The sequence below is a fragment of the Neorhizobium phenanthreniclasticum genome (assembly GCF_040066075.1).
Lineage (GTDB): Bacteria > Pseudomonadota > Alphaproteobacteria > Rhizobiales > Rhizobiaceae > Neorhizobium > Neorhizobium petrolearium.
Genome location: NZ_JBEAAL010000100.1, coordinates 1 through 670 on the forward strand (window position 1 = coordinate 1; position 670 = coordinate 670).

Sequence of the window (670 nt, forward strand, 5' to 3'; positions counted from 1 at the left end):
CGGCGAGATATCGGATGCGATCGACGCGGTCGAGCGGATGGATGTGCGTGCGCTCATCATTACGGGAGCGGGTGAAAAGGCCTTCTGCGCGGGCGCTGACGTCAAGGAGATGGTCGGTATCGATCTCATCTCGAAGAAGCGCAAGGCCGAGCGCGGCCAGTCGACTTTTGCCAAGCTTGACCAACTGCGTGTTCCCTCGGTTGCGCTGATCAACGGTTATGCCTTCGGCGGTGGCCTCGAACTCGCGCTCGCCTCCACCTTCCGGCTGGCGACGCCGCGCGCAGCCGTTGCACTTCCGGAAATCAAGCTCGGCCTGATGCCCGGCTACGGCGGCACGCAGCGTCTACCGCGCATCGTCGGCGAGGCGAGAGCGTTGGAGATGATCATGACCGGGCGAACCGTTCGCGCGGAAGAGGCGCAGGCCATCGGTCTCATCCATCGTCTCGTCAGCGAGGACAACCGCCTGGCGGAAGCCTTTGCCTTCGCCCGTGAGTTTTCCAAATTCAGCCTGGTTGCCCTCGGTTATGCGCGGGAGGCCGTCCAGCGTGCTCTGTCGACCACATTGCAAGACGGGTTGAAGATCGAAGCCGAGATCTCAACCCTCGCCTTCCAGTCAAAGGACGCGCAGGAAGGCATCACCGCCTTCATCGAAAAACGGACGCCAAACTTC

General features: G+C 62.2%; 1 protein-coding gene. It reads left to right on the forward strand.

What is annotated here, in order from left to right; genetic code table 11:
- Positions 1-670: enoyl-CoA hydratase/isomerase family protein (locus ABK249_RS33895; protein ID WP_348864938.1), on the forward strand; the 670-nt coding region annotated here is incomplete at both ends.